The 22,648-nt window shown below is 44.0% G+C and carries 12 protein-coding genes; 3 read left to right on the top strand and 9 right to left on the bottom strand.

All coding sequences use genetic code 11. The features are described from left to right. Positions 1 to 23: 23 nt before the first annotated feature. Entirely contained in the window at positions 24 to 2,414 is a 2,391-nt protein-coding gene (locus L0U88_RS12810; protein WP_234866462.1) for an FtsX-like permease family protein, read from the bottom strand. Positions 2,415 to 2,718: 304 nt separating this feature from the next. On the opposite strand from L0U88_RS12810, the gene L0U88_RS12805 reads away from it, so the two are divergent. After that, a complete protein-coding gene (locus L0U88_RS12805; protein WP_234866461.1) occupies positions 2,719 to 3,969 on the top strand; it encodes a hypothetical protein in 1,251 nt (416 codons plus the stop codon). Positions 3,970 to 4,008: 39 nt separating this feature from the next. On the opposite strand, the gene L0U88_RS12800 is transcribed toward L0U88_RS12805, so the two are convergent. Next, positions 4,009 to 4,638, bottom strand: coding sequence for a hypothetical protein (locus L0U88_RS12800; RefSeq protein ID WP_234866460.1), 630 nt, complete (start codon positions 4,636 to 4,638; stop codon positions 4,009 to 4,011). A gap of 131 nt (positions 4,639 to 4,769) precedes the next feature. On the opposite strand from L0U88_RS12800, the gene katG reads away from it, so the two are divergent. Next, positions 4,770 to 7,007 (top strand): catalase/peroxidase HPI, encoded by a 2,238-nt coding sequence (gene katG / locus L0U88_RS12795; protein ID WP_234866459.1) that lies wholly within the window; start codon positions 4,770 to 4,772, stop codon positions 7,005 to 7,007. A 51-nt stretch (positions 7,008 to 7,058) separates the two neighbouring features. On the opposite strand, the gene L0U88_RS12790 is transcribed toward katG, so the two are convergent. The 6 genes from L0U88_RS12790 to L0U88_RS12765 form a co-directional block, all read right to left on the bottom strand. Continuing rightward, entirely contained in the window at positions 7,059 to 9,467 is a 2,409-nt protein-coding gene (locus L0U88_RS12790) for a serine hydrolase (RefSeq protein WP_234866458.1), read from the bottom strand. 22 nt (positions 9,468 to 9,489) lie between these two features. Then, on the bottom strand, positions 9,490 to 11,586 hold the full coding sequence (locus tag L0U88_RS12785; RefSeq protein WP_234866457.1) for a S9 family peptidase: 2,097 nt from the start codon (positions 11,584 to 11,586) through the stop codon (positions 9,490 to 9,492). Positions 11,587 to 11,593: 7 nt separating this feature from the next. Continuing rightward, on the bottom strand, positions 11,594 to 13,006 hold the full coding sequence (locus L0U88_RS12780) for a SusD/RagB family nutrient-binding outer membrane lipoprotein (RefSeq protein WP_234866456.1): 1,413 nt from the start codon (positions 13,004 to 13,006) through the stop codon (positions 11,594 to 11,596). An 11-nt stretch (positions 13,007 to 13,017) separates the two neighbouring features. Beyond that, a complete protein-coding gene (locus L0U88_RS12775) occupies positions 13,018 to 16,449 on the bottom strand; it encodes a SusC/RagA family TonB-linked outer membrane protein (RefSeq protein WP_234866455.1) in 3,432 nt (1,143 codons plus the stop codon). Between the two features lie 206 nt (positions 16,450 to 16,655). Then, positions 16,656 to 17,597 (bottom strand): FecR family protein, encoded by a 942-nt coding sequence (locus L0U88_RS12770; RefSeq protein WP_234866454.1) that lies wholly within the window; start codon positions 17,595 to 17,597, stop codon positions 16,656 to 16,658. Between the two features lie 53 nt (positions 17,598 to 17,650). Further along, a complete protein-coding gene (locus tag L0U88_RS12765) occupies positions 17,651 to 18,169 on the bottom strand; it encodes an RNA polymerase sigma factor (protein ID WP_234866453.1) in 519 nt (172 codons plus the stop codon). A gap of 222 nt (positions 18,170 to 18,391) precedes the next feature. Between L0U88_RS12765 and L0U88_RS12760 the strand changes: the two genes are divergently transcribed. Then, positions 18,392 to 19,684, top strand: coding sequence for a hypothetical protein (locus L0U88_RS12760; protein ID WP_234866452.1), 1,293 nt, complete (start codon positions 18,392 to 18,394; stop codon positions 19,682 to 19,684). Between the two features lie 4 nt (positions 19,685 to 19,688). Here L0U88_RS12760 and L0U88_RS12755 read toward each other — a convergent pair whose 3' ends face one another. Further along, on the bottom strand, positions 19,689 to 22,619 hold the full coding sequence (locus tag L0U88_RS12755; RefSeq protein WP_234866451.1) for an FAD-binding and (Fe-S)-binding domain-containing protein: 2,931 nt from the start codon (positions 22,617 to 22,619) through the stop codon (positions 19,689 to 19,691). Between the last annotated feature and the right edge of the window lie 29 nt (positions 22,620 to 22,648).

Raw genomic sequence — 22,648 nt, 5'->3', positions numbered from 1 at the left:
CTGAAGCCGTAATTCAACTCAAATTATTCCGAACGCAAACTTTTTACCGGGTTCAAAACTGCCGCCCTGATGGTTTGAACACTTATAGCAATTAATGCGAGTAAGCTTAATCCCACTACCGGCCAAATAAATACGGTTAGATCCAGGTTGGTCCTGTAACTAAAATCTTCCAGCCATTTGTTGGTTGCAAACCATCCAATTGGCAGTGCTATTAAGGATGCCACGAGTACCAGTCGTAGGAAATAAGTTGCCAGCATCCAGACAATTCCCTGTACTGATGCTCCCAATACTTTTCGCACTCCTATTTCCTTGGTTCTTTGTTGTACAGAGAATGCAGATAAACCCAACAGGCCCACACAAGCCAGCAATATTGCTACCCCTGTAAAGAGTCCAATGACTTTTACGGTTTGTTGTTCTGCTTGATACATTCTGTTATAATCCTCATCCATAAAGCTGTAACTGAATGGACGATGTTTCACCAGCTCTTTCCAGGTTTTCTCCATGAAAGCAATTGTTTCAGGTAATTGTTTCCCGGATACTTTCACCAGCAGATTATTACCATAATTAGAAGGAAAAAGCACCAGGCCCTGAATAGGAGAATGCATGGAACTGAAATGAAAATCTTTGACTACGCCTTTTACAATACCTGGCCTTGATTCATCCAGGAACATTTTTTTACCAATGGCTTCCTGTGGGCTCCATCCTAACTGCTTCGCTGCAGATTCATTCAGAATAAAATGAAAATAGTTCTTTTCATTTTCCGGATGAGAAGCATCCAGCACATCCTGTCGATTGATGTCTTCACCGGCGATTAACTGAATTTCATTTGTCCGCAAATATTCCTCATCAATTGGATTGGCATAGACATTAAGTGAACTGTTTTCAGGCATGATTGCGCTGCGCATACCATATCCGCCTACAATAGAAATAGGAGCATTATAGCTTAACGAAGTGTTTTTGATTTGGGGATTCGCTTTAAGCTGATTCTTAAGCAGATCCATTTTCTCACTCACCTTGTAATCAGACTTTACAACCACCACATGATCCCGGTTGAATCCAAGTGATTTTTCATGAATAAATTTTACCTGTTTGTACATGGCAAAACTTCCTATTAAAAGGAATGCCGATATAGTAAACTGAAAAACAGTTAATGATTGTCTGACCCAGTTTCCATTGTCGCTGTTTCTGAAATTTCCTTTCAGCACTTTGATGGGTTGGAAACCTGATACTACCAGTGCCGGATAGGAGCCAGCCAATACAGCAATGAAAATCACCATACCAAGAGCAGAAAAAAGCAACATCGGATGTATCAGATCCATCATATTAAGTGACCGATTCACCAGTTCATTAAAGAGAGGCAAAAGCAAGGCAGTAGCAGCAAAACTGATTAAAAGAGCTAGTACTGATAGCACCAGCGACTCTCCAATAAACTGACTGAAAACCTGCTGGCGGGTTGCTCCTGTAACTTTGCGGATTCCAACTTCACGTGCTCTTTCAAGGGACCTTGCTGTACTCATATTGATGTAGGTAAAGCAGGCAATCAGCAATATCAGAATTGCCATCCCGCTTGCAATATAGATATAACGGATATCAGTATTCGCTACATACGCATTGTGGGGAGAATGCAGATGAACATCAAACAAAGGTTCCAGGTAATAGGTAAGCCAGATCGATGGATCATTCATTTCCTTCTCCATGAAAGGCCTGATTTTAGCCTGCAGATTGGGAAGGGAGGTATTTTCTTTTAATAACAAATAGGTCTGGTAATTCGCGTTCCAGTAAGTTTCCTCCTGAGCAGGTCCAAGAGAAGAAAAAGAACCTACCATTGAAAACCGGATCTGGGAGTTGGACGGACAATCATCTGTTATACCTGTTACGATAAAGGGTGTTTGTTGGGTGCCCACCAAAATGGTTTGTCCCACAGCATTTTGGTGAGGAAAGTATTTTTTAGCAGCAGATGCAGTCATCACCAGTTGATTGGGTGCGCCCAATACTTTATCTGGTGAACCTGCCTGCAGCCTGAAGGAGGGAAACACATGAAAAAAGGTAGAGTCGGCAAAAAGGAATTCAGGATCTTCATACAATTGATCTCCTATCTTAAGTAATCCGCTTCCAGGATACATGCGAACACCTTCTTCCACTTCAGGAAAATTTCGTTTAAACGCAGGCATCACTTTGGTACTGGTATAATTTCCGGCAACTTTTTCAGACTCTCCAAAACCGTATTCCATGATGACCCGAACAATACGGTTTCCCTTTTCCTGGAAACGGTCGAAGCTAAGTTCATGCCGGATATACATGAACATCAGCAAACAGCAGGTGAACGCAACCGTTAGTCCGGTTAGATTGATAATTGAAAACCCTTTGTGCTTTAAAAGATTTCGCACGGCAATCCGCCAGTAATTTCTGAGCATACCTATGAGTTGTACTGTTTTGCCACCAAGGGATGTGCCAATCCATTATGAAGTTGATTTTCAATTAATTATTTCTTTCATCCAGGGATGCATTGTTCGATTTCGAACACTTTCTGTCCGGTTTCGCCTGTTTCTTACGCTGCACCTGGTTCTTTGGATGGTCCCTGTTGATGGACTAAAATTTTCTAGAGGATACCTTTTAAAGTGAATTTTCACTAACGATCATTGGAAAAGTACAGCAGGCTGCTCTTAACATTTTAATAATTGAATACTGGATTATGTTGCGCCCCGAAACAACCTTATCATGAACAAAATTTTCCTCTTTGCCAGTTGTCTCCTGCTTGTATTATTTTCCAGTTGCAAAAAAGAAAAAAATGGTGAAATACCTTATGAAGGTCCATCTCCCGTTAGCCGACCGGAAGGAGATCCAACCGGCGCCCTGCAAAGTTTTCAAATCGGTGCTCAGGGTGGTGAATTCACGTCAGCGGATGGGAAATTAAAAGTGATTATTCCGGCTGGAGCAGTTTCTGAAACAATAAATTTTCAGGTTCAACCAATTACTAACACAGCAGATGCAGGCGTGGGGGGAGGATACCGGTTATTTCCACATGACCTGACTTTTGCCAAACCTGTAACGCTTGAGTTTAACTATGAAGAATTAGTAGACTCTATTGCTTCTGAAGATGTTTTGTCAATTGCTTATCAATCTGATGATGGTATCTGGCATATGGTCAGACCACACAACCTGGACAAAGTGAATAAAATGATTCAAACACCTACTACCCATTTCAGCGACTGGGTCCTGGTGACCTGGTTAAAACTTACGCCGTCTTCAGCTGAACTCAATACTTCTGAAGAGTTGTCCTTATCGGTACTAAACTTTCATCCTTATTCTGATGACCTGCTTGCCCCACTGGTAAGTTCGGATAATTCAACGCTGCCTTTAGGTGAAGGCACACCGGTGCCAGCCAGCCTGATTAAAAAATGGCAACTGACCGGTCCGGGTAAATTGTCTGGCTCCGGTAATAAAGGCAATTACACCGCACCGGCAACTGCTGCAGCTGAAACCAGTGCAACTGTTGTGGTAGAACTTAAATCAAAGGCACATCAACTCCTGCTATTGTCAAACATCAAAATACTCGGTGAAGGTATCCGCTACCGATATGGAAATGGTGAATGGCGTACGATTCCAGGCCATGTTGGTGCTACAATAGGTAATCAATCCGGATTGGCAGGAGAAGATGAAGAAGATGTACTCACTATCATCTGGAACGGAACCTCCGGAACCCATAGTTGGAATTACGAAGGTGGTAGTGTAGCTATGACCATCACCAATCAACTGCTTTCCAAATATTATGTAGCTTTTGTTGAAAATAACATTGGGGAAATAGTAAATAGTGGAGGAAACATCACTATCGACAATTGGGGGCCTGTTGGCACCCTGGTAACCGGGCGTTTTACAGTAAGTCCATCCGGCTTACGTTCTGGTTTAAGCGGACGTCAAATTGGAACTGAAGCCATTGAAGGAACTTTCCGGGTTAAACGGATAAAATAAACAGTTCCCTACCTCCCTACCCGTTGCGGCGGGTAGGGTTTATTCTGCTATTGTATAACCCACCGGAAATTCAAAATCAGTTGCTGTCAAGGCAAGCGGCTTTACGGCTGTGGCGGTGGCAATCCAGATAAACTTGTTTTTGTGATCCGTTAATTCAAATTTGAGCGTAATACCCCCTTCGGCAGCTTTCAGATACTGATTCCAGTTACCATAATTATGATTGGCAAAATTCTCCGGATTCGTCCTGACTTCCTTGCTGTAGTAATAAATGGTAGTCTGGTTATCTGTTTCCACTTTCATTATATCACATAAATAGCCTGCCACCTTTTCCTTCCTGTCTAAATAGGTCACTTCAAATTTGGAAGAGCTCGTTGATCCTGCATCAAATTTTGATGCACTCTTTTCTTTGGTGAATGAATAATACAGATTGTCTGCTCCAGTATAGAGCTGAACCCAATTACCGGATTCATTCACCGATTTATAGTTTTTATCATCAATATAGTACTCCCATTCTCTGCCCAGATAAGGTGCCAGAAGGGATGTAATATCCTTACCCTCCAGATTTTTGTACTTGTGTTTCATTTTAATCATCCCTACAAAATCCCCTGATCCGGAATGAAAGGATGTCATCATTAAAAACAATAAGGCAATAGTTCCCATCTTTTTCATAAGTAAGTTTTAATAAGGATTCGCAATATAGATTTTATCTATCTTATGATTTAATAAATAAATAAAATTGTTGAAGAAATCATCGATAATTTCGCAGTAAACCGAACGTCTAACAATTTAAGCTAAAACATATGGATACCCTCCAAAAAGTCAATGAAGAAGGCGGTTCAGCGAACCCCTCCCAGGACATTTCAAAATGTCCCTTCCACAATGGTGCAATGAAAGGCAAAGCAGGCGGAGGAACAAAAAATATCGACTGGTGGCCGAATCAGCTCCGGTTGAATATTCTCCGTCAGAATTCAAATCTCTCCAACCCAATGGGAGAATCTTTTAATTATGCGGAAGAATTTAAATCACTTGATCTGAACCAGGTTAAGCAGGACATCTATCAATTGATGACAGATTCCCAGGACTGGTGGCCTGCTGACTATGGGCATTATGGTCCATTTTTTATCCGTATGGCCTGGCACAGCGCCGGTACTTACAGAATTTATGATGGTCGCGGTGGTGCCGGATCAGGTTCTCAGCGTTTTGCACCACTGAACAGCTGGCCTGATAACGCCAACCTGGATAAGGCTCGTCTCCTCTTGTGGCCAATCAAACAGAAATATGGCAAGAAATTATCCTGGGCGGATCTGATGATCCTGGCAGGTAACTGCGCCCTGGAATCCATGGGCTTCAAACCCTTTGGTTTTGCCGGTGGACGTGAAGATATCTGGGAACCGGAAGAAGATGTGAACTGGGGTTCAGAAAGAGAGTGGGTTGCCCAACACAGGAACCCGGAAGCATTGGAAACTCCACTCGGAGCAACTGAAATGGGACTGATCTATGTTAACCCGGAAGGTCCAGATCGCAAGCCCGATCCAATCCTGGCAGCCAAGGCTATCCGGGAAACATTCGGCAGAATGGCCATGAATGATGAGGAAACAGTTGCCCTGATTGCCGGTGGTCACACATTCGGTAAAACCCACGGTGTTGCAGATCCTTCCAAATATGTTGGGAAAGAACCTGCTGCAGCATCCATTGAGGAAATGAGCATGGGATGGAAAAACAGTTATGGTACCGGAGTTGGTGCAGACACCATTACCAGTGGTATTGAAGGTGCCTGGACAACCACACCTGCCAAATGGAGCCATGACTATTTCAAACACCTGTTTGAATATGAGTGGGAACTGATTAAAGGGCCAGGGGGTGCTTACCAGTGGGAAGCCAAAAATGTAGGAGAAACCATTCCGGATGCACATATCGCCGGCAAATTCCATAAGCCATTTATGCTTACGACGGATTTGTCTATGCGTTTCGATCCGGCATATGAAAAAGTATCCCGCCGCTTTTATGAAAACCCGGATCAGTTTGCAGACGCTTTTGCACGTGCCTGGTTTAAACTGACCCATCGTGATATGGGACCTATTTCCCGTTACCTGGGACCTGAAGTTCCTTCTGAAGAGTTGATCTGGCAGGATCCTATCCCTGCTGTAAATCATCCTTTGGTAGATGATAATGATATCGCTTTCCTGAAATCCGAGATCCTGGCATCCGGACTCAGTATTGCTGAACTGGTTTCCACTGCCTGGGCATCTGCATCCACTTTCCGTGGTTCAGATAAGAGAGGTGGCGCAAATGGGGCACGCATCCGCCTGGCTCCTCAAAAAGACTGGGAAGTAAACAACCCGGCCAGATTGGCAAAAGTGCTGGATACTTTAGAAACAATCCGCGCGCGCTTCAATGGGGCTCAATCTAACGGCAAACAGATTTCCATTGCAGATATGATTGTATTGGGTGGTTCAGCTGCTATTGAAAAAGCTGCAAAAGCTGGCGGAGTAGAAGTAACTGTTCCCTTCATTCCTGGTAGAGGAGATGCTTCACAAGAACAAACAGATGTTGAATCCTTTGCAGTGCTGGAACCTGCAGCAGATGGTTTCCGCAACTTCCTGTCGCCCTATCGTGCAACTGGTGTTGCAGAAGAAATGCTCGTAGATAAAGCACAACTGCTCACTCTTACAGCACCGGAAATGACAGCTCTTGTAGGAGGTATGCGTGTACTCAATACCAATTCGGATCAAAGCAAAAGAGGTGTATTCACCAATACTCCTGAAGTGCTGACCAATGATTTCTTTGTAAATCTGCTTGACTTTGGCACTACCTGGAAAGCTGCAAACGGTTCGAAGGAGTTGTTTGAAGGTCGCGATCGCAAGACCGGTGAAATGAAATGGACTGCTACCCGTGCAGATCTGATCTTTGGATCCAACTCAGAATTGCGTGCACTGGCAGAGGTTTATGCCTGCTCAGACAGCAAGGAAAAATTTGTGCATGATTTTGTGGCTGCCTGGACAAAAGTGATGAACCTCGACCGCTTCGATTTAGGTTAATTAAGGCTCAGATATACACATGTAAAGTGGCTCGGCAACGGGCCACTTTTTTCATTTCACCGCATCATAAATCATCTTAGACAATTCTGCCAAAACTCCGGTGGCATCGGAATGTTCTTCAAATCCACGAGATAACAATACCACCACGTATTTCCGACCATCCGGCAAATACACAATGCCGGAATCATGTGCTATTTTGGTGATGGAACCACTCTTAGTGGCAGTCTTTACATCAGCCGGCAACTTAGCCGGTATAGCATCTTTGTAATACTGATCCTGAAGCACCCGGATCATATCGGCACATGCCATCTTACTAACAAAACTTCCATTTCCCAACTGTTCAAAAATCAGCATGAGGTCATAGGCAGTAGTAGTATTATTCCTTCCTGCATCAAACGCTTTCTGATCTTCAACTCCTCTTAGTACCTGGATATCATGCGCGCCTACTTCTTTCATGGTGGCCATCACATTTTTGGCACCAACCAGGTCAATCATAATATTGGTTGCCAGGTTACTGCTTTTGGTAATCATACGGTGAAGGATATCCGAAATCGGGAGTTCTTTACCAATCAGCTGATACAATTCAAATTCACTGTCATCCGCCGGACTCACACTAAACACAGACCCATCCACAATACTCTTAAAATGATTGCTCACTTTTATTTTATCATGAAGTGAAAATTTACCGGCTGCAGCCTGCTTGTAGGCTTCCATCAGTACAGGCGTTTTCATGGTACTTGCTGCATGAAAATTTTCCTTCTCATTGATAAAAAATGTTTGTCCTGTGCCCAGGTCCTTGAAGGCAATACCAAAGGAGGCCTGGGGATATTTGGCCATTTCCGCCCGCAATGACTTATCCAGTTTAACGATATCCATTTTTTTCTCTTTAATCGGTTTCAATTCCATCTCTTCAAAATCAAGGCGTGATGCCGGATCTCTAACTTCGATGCGTACCCGATCAATTGTACCATCCGCCTTCAATCCATAAGAAACATAGGCTTCCGTTGGAACACCCATATTTCTGAAGCTGGCAATAAAATTATTGTATTGGAAATAGCGCAGATCTGCTACATAATGCTCCATGTTATCAAACCGTAATACCAATGAATCGCCTTCTGATTGAATGGTTGCACGACCCAATAAGGGTTCCATAAAACTGCCGGCATATGCCTTTAAAGGCAGGGATGGTTTATCCCCCTGCGCCCTGGCAATACTAAGGTCCTTCTTCCTTGCAAGCGCACGTGCTACTGCAGAATCCTGAATACGCTTATACCCACCTAACCAGTCAAATGTTGGATTGCCCATATAATAATCCAACACATGATAGATGATTGACCAGTAGGCCGCTGTAGAAGCCTGGTTGGTTAATACCACTACGCCAAGTTTTAAGTCCGGCACCATCGCGATTTGTGATACAAATCCGGACAACGCCCCGCCATGTCCGATTACTTTATATTTTCCATAATTGTAGGAGCGAAATCCCGAAGCATAGCCCCAGAAATCAGATTGAGAAGGTGCAATCAGTGAGTCCACTCTACTAATAGGCATGGGCCGGATGATCTTCCAGAGATCAGCGGTTGCTGCTGGTGTCAGTACACGCTCCTTAAGCGGCGTTCTTCCTGAATCCAGCTGTGTTATCAGCCAGTTCGCCATATCGCTTGCGTTGGATACAATTCCACCAGCGGCATTTCCTGCATCTCCGATATTTGTTTCCCGGAAAGTTTCAACCACCCGGATATCATTATAGGAACGGGCATGTCCAAACGAAAAATTAGCTTTCTTTTTCAGGTCAGTATACCGTGCAATACTTTCCTTCATACCCACCTTTTTGAAAATGCGTTCCTGCACAAATTCTTCCCAGGGCATCCCGGCTACAGTCGATACTAGTTCACCAGCAGCCACATACAGGATATTATCATAGGCATAGGTAGTTCTGAAATCATAGCGAAGAGGAAGTTGTGGAAGTTTTTGAAGGATCTCTTTCCTGCTGTAGGTGGCAGGCGGGAACAACATGATATCCCCCGCATAGGCCTGCAATCCGCTGTGATGCACCAGTAAATCACGTACAGTCAGATTTTGTGTTACATACGGATCACTCATTTTAAACCAGGGAAGATGCTGCACCACTTTATCATCCCAACGAATTTTTCCATCCTCCACCAGTAACCCTAATGAAGTAGCTGTAAAGGCTTTACTGTTGGAGGCAATTAAAAAAAGGGTCTGATCATCTACCTTGTCACTGGTGCCCATCCGTTTTACACCATAGCCTTTTGAAAGCACAACTTTTCCATCCTTTACAATAGCAACACCCACTCCCGGCACGTTCAGGGAACTGATGACCTTGTTTATATACGCATCGATTCCGGGGGGTAAGGCTGGTTGTTTTTTCTGGCTATATGAAAACAGGGAGGCATAACAGATACCTGCCAGTAGTAGGAGCATTCTCCGGCCATTTTTCATAAAATGAGTTTTCAGTTGAACCTTATTTTTTCAATAGTTGTCGCGATAGAAATTCAGCCACCGCATTGTTCACTATGAGTTGATTATGATAGCGCATCCAGTGGTGGGTTTCATCCGGAATTACCAGGCTTTCATATGATTTACCTGTCTGCTCAAAGCGCCGAACCAGGTCCGCAGTTTCAAAAAAAGGAACATTTCCATCATCATCACCATGAATAAACAAAACAGGTGAAGTCCATTGTTTAACCCAGGAAACAGGTGAAGACTGCCAGATGATTTTTTTCGCATAAGCAGCATCGGGAGCCTGTTCTCCATCAAGTGAAGGATAGTTCTCCCGGTTGGTATGAACACCATGAATATCAACACCTGCTTTAAAAAGTTTGGAATCTCTGCCCAATGCCAAAGCAACCAGGTAACCTCCATAAGATCCACCATAGGTGCCGATGCGCGCCGGATCCACAAAGGATTGCTTTGCCAGCCAGTCACCAGCGGCTTTCACATCCAGGTATTCCGACGCTCCATAACTCCCCCAGTTAGGTGGATACTGAAACTCATATCCATACCCGATGCCTAACCGGTAATTTACAGATAGCACTACAAAACCCTGGCTTGCCAGGTATTGATTCAATGCATAGGTATTCGAGTAATAATCTCCATAATGCCAACCTAATAACATTTGCCGCTGCGGACCTCCATGTATAAAAACCACAGCTGGTTTTTTTGCCTCTTTATTTCCAGGAGGTTCGAATAATTGTCCATACACCAGTACACCATCGGAAGCCCTGAAACTCACCGATTTTGGTTCTACCAATTTGGAAACAGGAAATCCGGATGGTATTTTGGAAGCACCGACAAGATTTGCTTTTCCACCAGTAAATGGCATAACTGCAACTACCCCTGGCCGTTGGACTGTTGCACTGATAAAAGCGATATGTTGCTGATCTCCGGTGATTACAGGTAAGGCTTCAATTCCTTTACCCGGAGTTAATACTTCAACAGCTGGTTTATCTACCGGAATCTTAACCAGGTGCCTGCGATGCAGGTCATCTTTTTCAGGTCCTGTATTAGCAGCCGCCACCAACCATTTACGATCAGGGCTCAGGCGTATATGTTCCAGCATATAATTCCCCTTGGTGAGCAGCAGGGGCTCTCCTCCTTTGACGGGAATTGAATAGAGATGTGGCCATCCATCCATGAAGGAAACAAAAACAATTCGATCCTGATCAGCCCAATGCAGGTTAGTCCCGCCCTGGGTGCCAGGATAAGAACCTCGCAGTGTACCTGGAGCTGTCCAGATTTTAGTTGCTTTTCCTGTTGCCGGATCAGCCACCATGATAGACCATGCCTGGTGCCGCCGAACCGTTATGGAATCAGGACGCCCACCCCTAGCAGTACGTCTGATAAATACAACTTGTTTACCATCCGGTGACCACCTTGGTGATACATCCCTGGCAACTGCTGGTGCAATCCATTGAATGGGTTGAATGGAATCTGTATAAATGCCGATAAAAGAATGAGTGCGGCGATTTGCTACAAACAAAATACGCTTCCCACCAGGCTCATAACTGTATTGGCTAACCGAACCTTTAGTAAAGAATTTTCGAACGGGTTTAGCACTCCCGTCGATGGGACTTTCCCACAATGCTCCATTTTTCTCATACAACACAAACCGGCCTGATGGATCAATTACCGGCTCTGTTCCTTCATCCAGTACAGTTGGTTGTCCGCCTTCAAAAGGAAGACTCATCACCTGCACCTTTGGGGATGCAGGTGATGAGGAAGGATTCCTTGGTATCGTTTCATCGAAGGCTCCATAATCACCTCCGCGAACAAAAACAATCCATTTGCCGTCTGCAGAGAGGCGGATAGAACTTAGCTCCATACCCTCATCCAGATCAAAGGCTGTTCTTTTTTTCAATTCAAATTCCGGCCCTTCTGCTACATAGATATTCCTCTTCCCCTGCTCATTCAATGCCACTGCAATTCTGGAACCTGCTGCTGAAGCAGAAAGTTCAGAAGGAAACGGATAGGAAGTAACTGATTCCATAGTAAAGTCCTGTGCAAATCCAGTCAGCGACCCAACCAGGAACCCGATTACTATCAGGCCTTTTATTCTCATTACTCAATTATGGTTTGTCAAATGCCAGGCGTTCATCCAGTCCGCTTATATCAGGCACATTTGCTCCATTTCTGCTGAACTCCACATTGGGGTAAGCGAGTCGGCGAATAAACGTATTGAGTACTGCACCTTCCGGCAATTCAAAATCCTTGTAATTATAATCAAACCGACGGCCATCCACCCAGGATTCCGGATGCAGGAACATGGCAACATATTTCTCTTTGGCGATAAGTTCCAGCGTAATATTAGCTTCACCCACACTCACTGAGGATTCACTTAAATAGGCATCTCTGTCTGCTGCCGATACACCCATTTTATTCATGTGAGCAGCAATACCGGCCAGGTAGGCTGCATAAGCCCTGGGTTTGTCATCCGCCCTGAATGCCGCTTCCGCTTCAATGAACTTCATTTCAGCATAGGTTACCAAAGCCAAGGGTGCATTGCCCCTGGAATAATAACCATTTACAGAAAGATAGGATTCCTCATCATCCGTACCTGTACCTATACGGCCTGCTCCATTAGGCGTTCCCCGGTAATCACCAAATTGGGTTAAGGTTGCAATCAGTGGTAAACGCGGATCCTCTACACCAAAAGTGGTACCATCCAAAGCATCTACAAACTGCTCACTTAACCAGCCATCCAATAGCAATACGGTATTGTTGTACGCCACCTGGTTCCAGGGACTGCGACCACGGAATACTGTCATCATGGCATCATCTGTGTTAGACGCATACGCACTATTCAGTTCAGTAAGAACATTGCCCGCATTGTAGGAAGCCTTTCGCGTAAGCTGGTTCATGAACCTTGCCTTTAATGCATGCGCTGTTTTAATCCAGGCCTCTACATTACCACCATGGATCACATCACTGGCTGCATCCAGGTTCAGACTGGCACCAGTTTTTTGTAATTCTGTAATGCCTTCATCCAGCAGGTTCATAGAGGTAGCATGCAGTGCTGCCTGGTCATCGAATTTGGGAATCAATAATTCGCCTCCTTTCAATGCTTCACTGTAAGGAACATCACCAAATGCATTGATTAGCATATTGAGATTATACGCCATCATGATCTTCCCAACTCCCACATGATGATAGGCATTATCCTGGACCGCCTTGTTCAGCATTTGCTGAAGGTTCATCATGGTTGAATAGATGGCAGTCCAGGAAGTGGAATAATCTACTTCATTGTATATATCCGTATCACTTCCTTTGGCACTGGAAGCCTGGTACTGCATAAAGTAAGAAGCAGTATATCCCATCCGGTATACATTGTATCCGGTATTATAAGTATTCTGTGCAAGCAAGCCATTCAATGGAGGATCTGTAACCAGGTTTGGGTTGTCCAGTTTATCCAGGTATTTACTACACCCGGTTAATCCAATAAAAAGAAGGCCTGTATATAATAATTGATGGAATCGTTTCATGGTTACCTGTTTTAGAAATTAAGATTGAGTGAAACAAGATAACTCCGGGTAGCGGGATAGGTAAATCCGGAGAAACCATCTGCTACACTTCCGGAACTGGTTGAACTTGCTTCAGGATCAAATCCACTCCACTTGGTTTTAATCCAAAGATTGTTCCCGGTAAAAGTTACTGTCGCACCAGTCAGGAAGCCTGATTTAGTAACAATATCAGACGGAATGGAATAACCCAGGCTTAGGTTACGAAGTCGTACCCAGGAAGCATCTTCTACAAATGTTTCAGATGCACCACGGTAAATATTCCGGTAGTAACCATTGCCATAATTCACACCATCCGGACCGACTCCCTGTCCTAACCATACGGGTTTGGTATTTGGACTTCCATCTGCCAGTACTCCGTCAAACACGATAATATCATTCCGGTTCTCAGATCCTTTATGAGTAAGGAAAGCAGCAAGGAAATTAGCCAGCTGGTTGTAACGGTAAACTCCTTGTTGTGTATCAAAGAGGAAGGATAAACTCAGGCCTTTATACCGTAAAGTACTTCCAAAACTTCCAATCCATCTGGGCTGAGAATTACCAAGATATTGTTGTTTGGATGCCGGGTTTAAAACAGGGAATCCATTTGCGCCAATAACAATTGGTAAATCTTTTTCCAGGATGGCCGGGTTTTCTGTTTTATCACCATAATAACGCTGATAGGTTCTTCCAAACAGAGCTCCAACCGGATATCCAGGAATATATTTTTGAGTAACCGAAGAACTCAGGTATCCAAACTGGCTGGCAATTGCAATCTCCGTAAGTCCCGGATAAATTGACAATACCGTGTTCTTGTTGGAGGTGAAATTCACACGTGCATCCCAGGAGAAATTTCTTGTCTGAACAGGTGTTCCGGATAAACTGATTTCAACACCCTTGTTACGGATACTGCCACTATTCAAATAAATCTGATCATATCCACTGGTTACCGGCACTTTTACCGGGATAATCAAATCCTTACTGGTGTTGTTGTAATACGTGAAATCAATACCCAACCGGTTTTGCAGAAACTTCAACTCCAGGCCTCCCTCATAGGAAGTAGTAAACTCGGGACGAAGATTGGGATCTCCTGTCTGAGTAGAAAGGAAGAATGGAATCACATTGTTGTTAAGGGGTGAACCAAGATTGAATCCGGAGCTGGTTGCATAAGGAACTGCATCCTTACCAATTTTAGCAACAGATACTCTCGCCTTACCAAAGGTGAACCAATCCGGCAGATTGAATGTCTCAGAGAAGATATAACTCAAACTGGCTGACGGATAGCTGAAGGAACGATTATCCTTCGACAAGGTTGAAGTAAAGTCATTTCTGTAAGTCAGCGTCATATACAGGTAGTTCTTCCAGCTTAATGTCCAGTCTGCAAACAGACCAATAATCCGATATTCTCTTAATGAATTGGAACCGGTTACACGTTTAGCATTGTTAAGGTTATAAAAATTGGGAACTACCAGGGTATCACCATTGGCATATACAGTGGTTCTTTTGGTTGCAAACAGATCATGTCCAACTTTCAACGACGACTGTAAATGCTGACCGATTTTATTCTTGAAATTCAACATTAAGGTTGAGTTCAGAATGGTATTTCTTGCTGTGTATTCGGAAATATTTCCAAAGCCAAAATCACTGGCGGGATAAATTTCATCCGGCAACCCCATTGGGCCAGGAGATTTTGAAGTCCTCGAATCACTGTAGATATCTGCACCAAAGCGATAATTGATATCCAGCCATTTTGCAGGGGAATAAGTGAAATGTGAGTTGGTGATAATACGATCCACATTGTCTCTGTAGTCTACACCTCTCAATACATAAATGGGGTTATCATTTCCGGAACCTACAATGGTATTTTGAGTTCCGTTTTCATTGATATAATCCCAGATATCCCAGCGAGGAGAAAAGTAAGTCAGGTTTTCATTGTAACGATCTGCATTTCCCCTGCGCCCACCGGATTTAACATAGTTCACGCTGCTTCCAAATTTTACCTTTTCGGAAAGTTTGAATTCACCACCCACTTTAGCGGATATATTTTTGTAATCCGTGAACGGCATGATTCCTTCCTGGTTGAACTGGGAAAAAGTGCCGGTAAAGATGGCACGTTCTGATCCTCCGGAAATATTCAGAGAATTGCGGAAGGAGTTTCCGGTTTTGTATCCGTGTTTAAAATTATTAAAGATCTTGTCCGGATGGGTTGGATCAATTGCCTTTGCCTCTTCAATTGTAGGACCTGTAGTTGGCCAGAAGCTGCTGGGGTCATACACACCCTGCCAGCCCTGTGTATACTTGGTTTGTGTTTCAGGATACATATTGATCTCATCCACTCCGTAAGTGGAGGTAACACTTCCTCTCAGTTTACCTGCTTTACCTGATTTGGTAGTAATGATAATAGCACCCGTTGATGCTCTCAAACCATACAATGCAGTTGCAGCACCTCCTTTCAGGATATTGATGCTTTCAATATCATCGGGATTGATATCCGCAGCACGGTTACTGATTCCGTATAAAGAGCTTCCATCTGATACATCAGTAGTATTGTCTACCGGTATTCCATCAATGATAAACAAGGGCTGAAAATCACGATTCGGATCCAGTGAGTTCAAACCACGAAGAATGATCTTGGATCCCTGTCCGGGTGCACCACCTCCGGAATTGATCTGCAATCCTGCCGCCTGCCCTTGTAAAGCATTTACAATATTCGGCTGACGACTGGCAGTGAGGGCATCTCCCTTAACCTCCTGTGCAGAATAACCTAGTTCTCTTTTTTCTCTTCGGATACCCAGGGCTGTTACAGTAACTTCGGCCATGTCGGCATTATCTTCAGAAAGTTCAATAGTAATGGTAGCAATATTGTCATCTGTTACGCTTACAGTTCTTTCCTGTTTGCCATATCCAACTGCTGTAACAACAACAGTATAGGTTCCGGCTTTCAGTCCGGATAAGGAGAAACGTCCTTCCTGGTCCGCTGCTGTACCCTGGTTAACCCCCGTTACAAGGATAGATGCATTGGGAACCGGTTCTCCTTTTGTATTTACAACCCTACCGCGGATACCACCTTCAAAAGCGATCTCGGAAGGTACTGGTGCCGGTGCTTCCGGAGTAGCTACCTTTCGAATGATGATATTAGAGTTGATAACCTCGTATTTCAGACCCGTATTTTCAAACAGGGCATCCAATAACTTGTCAACAGGGATGTTTTCAGCTGCATAACTGACATTGCGCAGACTTGAAAGGTCGGCTGTCCGGAAAGAGAAAGAAAGGTCGGTTGAGCCTTCTATCTTCTTCAGGGCTGCTTTCATCGGCACATTCTTCAGGTCAATGGAAATCCGGATTTTACTCAGATCCTGCCCCGAGGAAATTTCGGCCATCAATACACCATTGATAGTCAATAAGATTGCCAGGGTCAATGCTCTCATAACTAGTACTTGAATTTTCCTGCTGCTGAATACTTGATGCAGGAACGGCATTAGGTTAAGGTCAAACGCCCTCCACCTATGCGTTTTTGAATTAAAACTCATAGTTTTGATTGGTTTAAATTTTCTCAAACAGTTTTAAGCCAGACCGCGACAGCTTGCTCCTGTAGCGGTCTTTTTGTTTTTAGCTACTACTCATGTGGTTGTCATTATTTTTTCATAATATAAATACCATTGTCAATTGCTATTTCAGTCCCGGTAAGGCGACCCAGTATCTCCAATGCATTTTCAACTCCATATTGCCTTTTCAGATTGGTTGTAACCCGAATAGCTTTCAACTCGGATGACCCAACCTGGATCTTTACATTATAAACTCTCTCCAGATCAGCCAGGATATCACCTACTGAATAGTCATCATAAACCAGGTTTCCTTCCTGCCAACCTGCAGTTTGCTCTTCCTTTACCGGCTTTTCTTTCACCTGCTGGCTTTGCTGCGCGATCACGACCTCTTTTCCTTTCGTTAAGACAGCTACCTCACGATCTACATAGTTTACCTTCACTTTGCCTCTTTTCACAGATACCGTTATTTTCTCCATATCCGGATAGGCCTTAATATTAAAGGCTGTTCCCAATACTTCAGTACTCACTTTCCCTGTATGAATGATAAAGGGTATTTTATCAGCATGCCGTACATCGAAATAAGCTTCTCCGGTTAAATAAACAACTCGTTTTTTGCTGTCAAATAGCTCCGGAAAATCCAGTTTACTGTCGGCATTTAACCAAACCTGTGTACTGTCGGGTAACAAAATGTATTTGTATTCCGATTTTTCTGTTGACTTTGAAAGAACTGTTCCTGACTGTTCAATACCATTCATAACCAACCCTTTTGCGGGGTTGCTATTTTGAGTCTGCCACCAGCTGAATGCTGCAACTACTACCATAATAGAGGCGGCTGCGGCAATTGCCGGCAATAACCATTTTCGGCGCACAGACCTTTCCGGTTCCTGCTCCTGTGTCAGGGATTTCAATACGGCTTCCATGGAATCCTGGTTTCCCTCTTGTTCCATATAGGCGAAAAGCTCGTTGAATTCCTCCCTGCTACAACTGTTATCCAGGTATTTCCTGAACAGGTGTTTAAACCTTTGATTCATTGGGATGATGTTAATGCCATCTGATAAGATGACGAAGTGGAGTTAAGATGTTCCTATTCGAGGGACAACTTTTTTTGAAGAAAACGTAAAGCAAGTGATAATTGGTTCTTAACTGTATGCTTTGAAACGGACAATTCCTCAGCAATTTCGTTGTAATTAAGTCCCTGCTCCCGACTCATTAGATACACAAGTTTGCGCTGAGGTGGTAGCTCATTTATGATCTGCTGCAATATAGTGGCTGATTCTTTTGCATCCAGTGCTGCTTCAGCAGAGGGTTGCTCATCCTGAACACGCTTCCAGAGTTTATCCTGTAAGCGTTGATCCGCTGCTACTTTTCTTAAAAAATCAATCAGGCGGTTACGTGTTACTCTGTGTAACCAGGCCTCCATGTTGCGGATTTCTTCCCACTGATCGCGAGTTTCCCAGAGTTTTATAAACACATCCTGCATAATATCGCAAGCCTGGGGCCCCGACTTTGTGACCTTTAAAGCCAGTTGGTAAACGGACTGGTTATGTTCATTGAAAATTCTTCCGAACTCCAATTCCAGTTCTCTACCAGGATTAATATACATGGTTGTTGTAGCAGCAGTCACAGCTCTATAGCAGTCTAGATTACAATGAAAATACTAAAAAAGCCCTAATGGATTTTCAGCAACACCTAATTTTTTTGTGAGATGCCTTACCTGCAAGGGTGCGATAAAAAATAATTTCAATGGTATAACAGCGAGTCTCTAGAAGAATCTTCATTCGACAAATGAATAGTTGTATATTAATAGAGTCATACCATTTGCTATATGCCAAAATCAATTTTAATTGCTGGATTCGCATTCCTGTTGTTTATCATTTCCTGCACAAACACAACAACAAAAACCGATTCTCCTATCAGTTTCAAACTCATCGAAACCGACACTTTTCATTTCAACAATTTTGTTGACTGCAACATGGCGGAAGCCTGGATCGGTGATACCTTCCGGATCTTCCCCGGAAAATATGGTGAAGATCCTGTTTGGGGTGCTGCACACGATCTAAAGTTTTCTAGTGGAAGTAATGCAGATGAAGCCTTCAGCAATCCGGCCAGCGCTTATATAGCACCCACACTGCCAGTCAATGCACCTGTTGGTCAACCCGGATTACATGGTGCTGTCTGGTTTGAAACCGTTTACCAGGATACCAAAGATCCATCCGGAAAAACTCTCTATGCTATTTACCATAACGAAAACTATCCCGAAACACTCCCTTATGATTCGGTTACTGGTGAGGGTTATATTGATCAGAAATGGCCACTGGGATTAACTGAACGTATCACACCTGCAGCAGTTTGCCGAATTGGAATTATGAAATCAACAGACGGTGGCTGGAACTGGGAAAACCGCGGCCTTTTTATAGAAGATAAACAAGCCCGCATGATTCTCAAACCACATAATACTTCTAAAACTTTTGCCGGTGGCGTGGGTGATCCTTCTGCAGTTGCAGTAGGTGATTCGATCTATTTGTTTTATGGTGAGTATGGTTACCCTGAACGTTATGACTCTGCCAGTTACGATCCAACCAAAGAATGGAGCGGACAATGTATCAGTGTAGCAAGGATTGCTATTTCCGATTTGGATCAACCACAGGGCAAAGCGCAACGATGGGGTGGCAACGGATTTACTGCAGCCTGGGATGGAACCGGAAAACCAGTTGCGTCTCTGCAGATTCCTCAAAACGCAGGTGGCGGACCCGCTTCTTCTCCAACCGGTGGTTTTCATTGGGGACCCTCCGTCTCCTGGAATGAATACCTGAACTGCTGGGTTATGCTGATGGGTAAAGTAGAAGGGCAGTCCTGGATTGGTGATGAACTCTATATCTCTTTCAACAAAAACAAAGACCTTGGTAAGGGTGATAATTCCCAGCAATGGTCCGCCCCTCAAAAACTATTGGAGAAGCCCGGACATGTACTCTGGTATCCTTCTCTCCAACCCATGAACTCGGAAGAAGACATAAAAACCAAACGCACCAGTTTGCGCCTCGGAAAAAAAGCCCGCTTGTTTTTTAAATATTCAGATCTGGGGAAATATTTCTCAACCTATGTGTTGGAGTTTGAGTGATTAACTACACCAACGCCTCATACAACACTTCTACCGGATGTTTTGCCTTGCGACCTGTACCATCCTTGATCTGGTGCCTGCAGGAAGTGCCGGGCGCTGCTATGATGGTTTCTTCTGAAGCTGCTCGTACGGATGGCAACAAAACCAGTTCACCCACCTTCATTGAAATTTCATAATGCTCTTTCTCATATCCAAAGGAGCCCGCCATTCCACAACAACCCGAAGGAATGGTTTCCACTGTATAATTTTCAGGAAGGGATAATAATTGAACAGATGAACCAACGGATGAAATTGCTTTCTGCTGACAATGACCGTGCAGCTTTACCTGCTTCTTTTCCTTAGTAAATACTTCAGGTGAAATTCTTGCCATACTGATTTCCTTCGCCAAAAACTCATCAATCATGTAAACATGTTGTGCCAATGCCTTTGCATCATCCAGCAAATCATCCTCCGCAAGATCAATATATTCATCGCGGAAGGTCAGGATGGCACTTGGTTCAATTCCAATCAGAGGAGTTTCATCACTGATTATTGGCCGTAACCTGGCAATGTTCCGGTTTGCAATTCCCTTCGCATGCCGGATCAGTCCTTTCGACATCCAGCTTCTTCCACTTTCCTCATGTTCCGGGATGATTACTTCATATCCAAGTCGCTCTAATAAAAGAATTGCCTTCTTGCCGATCTCCACATCATTGTAATTGGTGAACTCATCACAGAAAAGGTATACCCGCCTCTGGTGAGTGCCCGTCTCAGGCGTATGTGCCTCTGATTTTTTGTGTGTCTTAAACCAGCTTTTAAGTGTAGTGTCGGCAAGCGTTGGCATGGATCGCTCCAGAGCGAAACCGGCAAAATTCTTTACCCACTTACTCACTACCTTATTGGTCATGGCAAAATTATACAGTCCGGGTGCAATGGATCCCAGCTTTGCCGACAACGTAAAATTCGCGATCAGCCTGCTTCTCAATGGCACTCCATTGCTGTCATAATATTGCTGCAGGAATTCCGCCTTCAGCTTTGCCATATCGACATTCGAGGGACATTCACTTTTACAGGCCTTACAGCTCAAACAGAGATCCATCACTTCCTTGATCTCTTCATGATCAAACCGATTGGCTTTATCTGAATGGGTCAGAAACTCACGAAGGATATTTGCCCTCGCCCTTGTGGTATCTTTTTCATTTCGGGTAGCCATATACGATGGACACATCGTTCCTCCACTCAAATGTGTTTTACGACAATCTCCTGATCCATTACATTGCTCCGCGTGCTGTAATACATCCTGGTTATGATACCTGAAAACAGTTTTAAAAGCAGGTGTTTTTTGTCCGGGTGTATACCGCAACATGGTATCCATCGGTGGCGTATCCACAATCTTATTTGGATTGAAAATATTCTCCGGATCCCAAACTTTTTTGATTTCTTTCAGCAGCTGGTAATTCTTCTCCCCTACCATCTGTTTGATAAACTCTCCTCTCAATCGTCCATCACCATGTTCTCCACTTAAGGAACCCTTGTATTTTTTTACCAGGGTTGCAATCTCTTCTGCAATCACCCGGAACATTCGGTTGCCTTCTGCTGTCTTGAGATTTAGAATAGGTCTTAAATGCAATTCACCTGAGCCTGCATGTGCATAATGCACAGAGTACAGTCCATGCTTTGTAAGAATTTCATTGAACTCCCTGATGAAGGCCGGCAGATCTTCTACATCCACTGCTGTATCCTCAATAACGGGCACCGCTTTTTCATCACCCGGCAGATTGGAAAGCAGTCCCAGCCCTGCTTTGCGAAGCGTCCAGATTTTTTTTGTATCTGCACCAAACAATAAGGGAAAATGATAACCTAATCCTGCAGCACGCATTTCAGCTTCACAGGCGGCTGCATCGGTTTCAATTTCTTCTTTTGAATTCCTGGCAAACTCCACCACCAGGATCGCACCCGGATCACCCTGCACGAAAAAGCGATTCTGCATTTGTTCGCGGTTCTGCTTGGTACATTCCAGTATATAATGATCAATCAGTTCACTTGCACTCGGACGATACTTCAATGCAATCAGGTTGGCTCGCAGGGATTCATCAATCGTATTAAAATGAACACAAAGCAACCCAATTTCCCTGGGAGGAAGTGGTACTACGTTGAGCTTGATTTCTGTCAGAAAGGCCAGGGTTCCTTCTGAACCGGCAATCAGTGAGCAGAAATTAAAATCCGGCTGACCGGCAGTAAAAGGGGCTGTATCCAGTAACAGATCTACTGCATAGCCTGTATTTCTTCGTTCTACCGTCTTTTTGGGAAACTCTCTGCGGATTTCTTCCTGGTTGTTATAATCACTCAATAAACTGCGAACTCTTCTGTAAATCTGGTTCTCCAAATTATCGCCTTCGCATTTGGCATGAAATTCATCCAGGTTGAGCGCTTTGAACTCAGCTTCTGATCCATCACTCAGGATAGCTTTTACTTCCAGTAAATGCTCCCTTGTACTGCGATAAACTACAGAATTGGAACCACAGGAGTTATTGCCTACCATACCTCCGATCATCGCCCGGTTGGCAGTACTGGTTTCCGGACCAAAAAACAGGCCATGCGGCTTAAGGAACAGGTTTAACTCATCCCTGATTACACCAGGTTGAACCCGAACCCATCCTTCTTCCTTATTTAATTCCAGGATCTTAGTAAACGTACGGGATACATCCACCACGATACCTGATCCCACCACCTGGCCAGCAAGAGAGGTTCCTGCTGTCCTTGGAATAAGGGATGTTTTATGTTTTCTCGCAAATGCGATCAATGTTTTGATATCCTGCTCATGCTTTGGGATAGCCACCGCCAGTGGCATTTCACGGTAAGCAGAAGCATCCGTCGCATACAGGGTACGCATCGCAGCATCATAATACAACTCACCTTCTAATTGTCGGCCCAGTTGCTGCAGTTCTTGGATCATGTCGATTGGTTTGCTTGCGGCGCTAATTT

This window comes from Flavihumibacter fluminis (assembly GCF_021491375.1).
In the GTDB taxonomy this organism is placed as follows: Bacteria; Bacteroidota; Bacteroidia; order Chitinophagales; family Chitinophagaceae; genus Flavihumibacter; species Flavihumibacter fluminis.
Note: the sequence above shows the minus strand (reverse complement) of the source record. Positions and strands in the feature narration are given on the sequence as shown.

Coding starts and splice junctions, on each gene's coding strand:
- L0U88_RS12810 (WP_234866462.1), bottom strand. CDS start 2,414: ATGCTCAGAAATTACTGGCGGATTGCCGTGCGAAATCTTTTAAAGCAC.
- L0U88_RS12805 (WP_234866461.1), top strand. CDS start 2,719: ATGAACAAAATTTTCCTCTTTGCCAGTTGTCTCCTGCTTGTATTATTT.
- L0U88_RS12800 (WP_234866460.1), bottom strand. CDS start 4,638: ATGAAAAAGATGGGAACTATTGCCTTATTGTTTTTAATGATGACATCC.
- katG (WP_234866459.1), top strand. CDS start 4,770: ATGGATACCCTCCAAAAAGTCAATGAAGAAGGCGGTTCAGCGAACCCC.
- L0U88_RS12790 (WP_234866458.1), bottom strand. CDS start 9,467: ATGAAAAATGGCCGGAGAATGCTCCTACTACTGGCAGGTATCTGTTAT.
- L0U88_RS12785 (WP_234866457.1), bottom strand. CDS start 11,586: ATGAGAATAAAAGGCCTGATAGTAATCGGGTTCCTGGTTGGGTCGCTG.
- L0U88_RS12780 (WP_234866456.1), bottom strand. CDS start 13,006: ATGAAACGATTCCATCAATTATTATATACAGGCCTTCTTTTTATTGGA.
- L0U88_RS12775 (WP_234866455.1), bottom strand. CDS start 16,449: ATGAGAGCATTGACCCTGGCAATCTTATTGACTATCAATGGTGTATTG.
- L0U88_RS12770 (WP_234866454.1), bottom strand. CDS start 17,597: ATGAATCAAAGGTTTAAACACCTGTTCAGGAAATACCTGGATAACAGT.
- L0U88_RS12765 (WP_234866453.1), bottom strand. CDS start 18,169: ATGTATATTAATCCTGGTAGAGAACTGGAATTGGAGTTCGGAAGAATT.
- L0U88_RS12760 (WP_234866452.1), top strand. CDS start 18,392: ATGCCAAAATCAATTTTAATTGCTGGATTCGCATTCCTGTTGTTTATC.
- L0U88_RS12755 (WP_234866451.1), bottom strand. CDS start 22,619: ATGATCCAAGAACTGCAGCAACTGGGCCGACAATTAGAAGGTGAGTTG.